Annotated in this window: 6 protein-coding genes; 2 read left to right on the plus strand and 4 right to left on the minus strand. The window is 51.2% G+C overall.

The annotated features are described in order from the left end of the window. The first annotated feature begins 9 nt into the window (after positions 1–9). Together ACYC56_RS13255 and ACYC56_RS13260 are read left to right on the plus strand one after the other, a co-directional pair. Positions 10–156, plus strand: a complete 147-nt coding sequence (locus tag ACYC56_RS13255; RefSeq protein WP_461374654.1) for a hypothetical protein — start codon at positions 10–12, stop codon at positions 154–156. A gap of 155 nt (positions 157–311) precedes the next feature. Beyond that, positions 312–1,037, plus strand: coding sequence for an SIMPL domain-containing protein (locus ACYC56_RS13260; protein ID WP_461374649.1), 726 nt, complete (start codon positions 312–314; stop codon positions 1,035–1,037). Between the two features lie 201 nt (positions 1,038–1,238). On the opposite strand, the gene ACYC56_RS13265 is transcribed toward ACYC56_RS13260, so the two are convergent. The 4 genes from ACYC56_RS13265 to ACYC56_RS13280 form a co-directional block, all read right to left on the minus strand. Then, positions 1,239–2,177, minus strand: a complete 939-nt coding sequence (locus ACYC56_RS13265) for a TPM domain-containing protein (protein ID WP_461374650.1) — start codon at positions 2,175–2,177, stop codon at positions 1,239–1,241. 9 nt (positions 2,178–2,186) lie between these two features. Then, positions 2,187–2,756 carry a LemA family protein gene (locus ACYC56_RS13270; RefSeq protein WP_461374651.1) on the minus strand — a complete coding sequence of 190 codons (570 nt, stop codon included), beginning with the start codon at positions 2,754–2,756 and terminating at the stop codon, positions 2,187–2,189. Between the two features lie 291 nt (positions 2,757–3,047). Continuing rightward, the gene (locus tag ACYC56_RS13275; RefSeq protein WP_461374652.1) at positions 3,048–3,365 is read right to left on the minus strand and encodes an ArsR/SmtB family transcription factor; all 318 of its coding nucleotides are present in this window, start codon (positions 3,363–3,365) and stop codon (positions 3,048–3,050) included. A gap of 134 nt (positions 3,366–3,499) precedes the next feature. Then, positions 3,500–3,736 (minus strand): carbohydrate kinase family protein (locus ACYC56_RS13280; protein WP_461374653.1); only part of this gene is annotated, 237 nt, incomplete at its 5' end.

The following is a 3,736-nucleotide window of genomic DNA, read 5'->3' on the forward strand; positions in this document are numbered from 1 at the left end:
CTCGCGGAGATGTCGACATATGCCAGCACGCTTCGCTCGATAAGCTCCGGCCGTGGCGCATATCACATGGAGTTCGACCACTATGAAGAGGTTCCGGCCGACACAGCAAAGAAGATCATCGAGCAGTACGAAAAAGAGCGCGCTGCCGGTTCGTAGCAAGTACACAAATGAAATCAAAGAGGCGGTTATTAAACTGCCTCTTTTTTTGTTGCCGGCGGGACTCATCACCGGCGAGCAATTAACTAAAATCGCTGAGCTGGTAAACCAGGGAGCCTGCATAGAGGCTTTCAATAGTACCGAAACTCACCTTATTGGTTGTTCCCTTCTTTGCACTGCTCTTACTATCATCCGGCTGCGCGAGCACGTCGGCGGCCGCGGGAACATCAAATACCGGCGACTTTAAGAACTCAGTCACCGTCTCGGGGGAGGGCAAACTTTACGCACCTTCCGATGAGGCCTCGCTCACGTTTGCCGTACACACAGTACGAAACACGGCAACCCGCGCCATGAGCAACAATAGCACCGCCATGTCCAACGTTATCAACGCCCTCCACTCGCGAGGACTGACCGATGACGAGGTAAAAACAGGCAATATCTCCCTCTACCCCCAACAGGACTGGCATGAGGGCAGGGCGCCCAAAATCATAAGTTATACAGCCGAGAATAGAGTGATCGTGCGAACGAAAAAACTGGATAAGCTCGGCGGGATAATCGACGCCGGGACAAACGCGGGCGCGACCGAAGTCTCTGAATTACGGTTCCAGCTCAGCGAGGATAGCAAGGTCAGGCAGGATGCTTTAAAAAGCGCCGTGCGCAATGCCCGCGCAAAAGCCGAAGCACTCGCAAAAGAAGCCGGCGTGGGCATCGGGAAAGCCATCATAATCAGCGAAGGTCTACAACCGGGCCAACCTATCCCCTATGGCAATGACCTGCTCATGCGCGGCCTTCCAGAAAACGCAAAAGCCATGGCCCCACCCGTTATGCCCCAGGATATCCTGGTAACCGCTAACGTTAGCGTATCATTTGAGATGAACTAGGAGCTGAATCGCTGACCTATGACAAACGCAAAGGCTATGCACTTTTCGCATAGCCTTTTTCCTTATCACTATAGATTGTTTATGATACTCTAGCCAATGTTCCAGATTTGGTACACCGGCGGTTTCTGTCAGCTACTTACCCCTGCTGTTATGCTATAACGTGTGTTCACTATTAGTTTACAACCGGCCTAACAGATATTGTTACCAGTCGCCGCTGGCGCCGCCGCCGCCTGAGCCGCCGCCGCCGAAACCGCCGAAACCGCCGCCTCTACCACCAGAGCCGCCGGGACCCCAGCCGCCGCCGGCCCACCACGGGATCGGGGTTATTACGTTCCGATTGCCGGGGTGCTCCTTGCGCGCCCCATATGCTCTCGATACGACAAAATCAAACAAGAGGCCCACAGGAACGAGAACGGCGATGGCGATAACCCCCGCTATCACTGAGAACAGCATTACGGCAAGCCCGGCCACACCCCCCACAACTCCGCCAAGCCACCAACTTTTAGTACGCCCGAGAACAGACACAAGCCATTGAAACACACCAAGGAGCAGGAAGAATCCGAAATATATCAGGCCGCTGAAGTTACGACCACGGTGTTTGACGCCCTGCGCCGGCTGCGGATCTGCCGCGGGCACGGCTTCCCCCGCGAGGGTTTTAGTGATAGCATCGACACCGGCGATCACACCCTGGTCGTACTCATTTGCTTTAAACTTTGGCGTGATAACGTTATTGATAATACTGTAGGATCGGGCATCGGTCAGGTCGGGCTCAAGGCCGTATCCTACCTCGATCCTTACCTTGCGCTCATCCTTTGCGATGAGCAATAACACACCGTTATCCTTACCCTTCTTACCGATTTTCCACTTCTCAAAAAGCCGCACGGCAAAGTCGTCAACGGTTGTTCCCTGCAAGTCTTTTACAGTTACAACCGCGATTTCATTCCCCGATTGTTTCTCATATCCGCTAAGCTTACCGTTAAGCTCATCGACCGTCCCGGATGACAACATGCCGGCAAAATCGTTTACATAACCTGCCGGCTGCGGCAGCTTAAGATCGGCAAACGCCGGACTGACGCCGAACGCTACTGCTGCGACAAACAGGACGGCAAGAACGGTAAGCAGCGATTTTTTTCGTATCATAGATAACGCCTAATTTCCTAAATCTACTTTTGGGGCCTTCTCGGCACCCGCTTCGCTCTTAAACAACGGCTTCTCACTAAATCCAAACATCCCGGCGAACAACGCGCCCGGAACGCGACTAATGCTGGTATTGTACTCGGTCGCCACCTCGTTATACCGGCGACGCTCCACCGATACGCGATTTTCAGTTCCTTCAAGCTGCGCCATCAATTGCTGGACCGTATCGTTTGATTTAAGCTGCGGATAATTCTCCATGATAACCAGAAGACGACTCAATGCGGATTCGATCTGGTTAGTCGCTTTTACCTTCTCTGTCGCGGTCTGAGCCCCGGAATAGCGGGTTCTTGCTTCGGCGATCGCTCCAAAGACTTTTTGCTCCTGTTTCAAGGTGCCCTTAGTTGCTGCGACAAGGTTGGGTATTAAGTCAAACCTTCGCTGATACTGCGTCTCGACCTGCGCCCACTGGTTATCAACGGCCTTGCTCTTGGTTACGAACGAGTTGTAATACCCACCCAGAATAGCACCAAGACCGACAAGCAGCAGTACGAGGACGCCTACTACGATGAGACCTTTTCTCATTTTTATTCATTCTCCTTTTCGGGAAGTTGCGTACAAAAAGCGCCCTCGGCACCGTTCTCGATACCTTCCGGCACTTATTACTCAATGTTTGCGCGAATCTTGAACATATATCTGTATAAATCAAAGAATTATGACGGTTGAGCCTTTTCCTGTCGTGCTCAGGACAGAACATTTTAACGTCGTGCTCAGGACTAAAATTCTTTACCTTCGCAGCAATGCGCTACGGCACGAAGCATATATCTTCTTCTAGTCAACAGGCGCACCTCCTTGCTTAAGATATGGTCTATTGGTTTATGTGCTTGAATTATCTGAATCGCTAAAAAGATCGGAACAACATGAGAACCCGCTAAGATACTTCGTACAACAACTCCTCAGTTTATGTCCGTTAAGCGAATAAAACACCTGCTGTCCTTCTCTCGTCGCTAGAACCAATCCCGCATGTCGCAGTAATGCCAGATGCTTGGAAACGGTTGGCTGGGATATATCTAGTCCATGCACAAGATCGCCAACACACATCTTCTCTCTTTTCTCAAGCAAAGACAAGATTTTATGGCGGGTCGGATCTGACATCGCCTGGAAGAATAGTATTTTCAATCCCATCTGGTCCATGCTGGCTCCTATAATCTTATGCATATATGCCAATATGGGAATATCTTATCACGGGGTAAGGTGGCTGTCAATTACTTTATGAGTAATGGCTTGCTGGATATTTGTGGGTGCCGCTTGGATTATTATGCGTATCTTTACGCGGCTTCGAAAACCTCGTAGACATCGTTATGGTTGGGAAGCGCCGCTATCGTCCCATAGGCGGTCATTTTTAAGGCGGCCATGATGTTTCCAAGCCGTGCAGCTTGGTATATATCGAATCCCCTGGTTAATCCATGAAGAAATGCACCGCAAAATGCGTCACCGGAACCGGTACTGTCAACGATTCCGCCTACGGTAAACGCCGCAACGTTGCCGATGACCCCCGAGTGCCT

It is taken from the genome of Candidatus Aquicultor sp. (genome assembly GCF_054640775.1).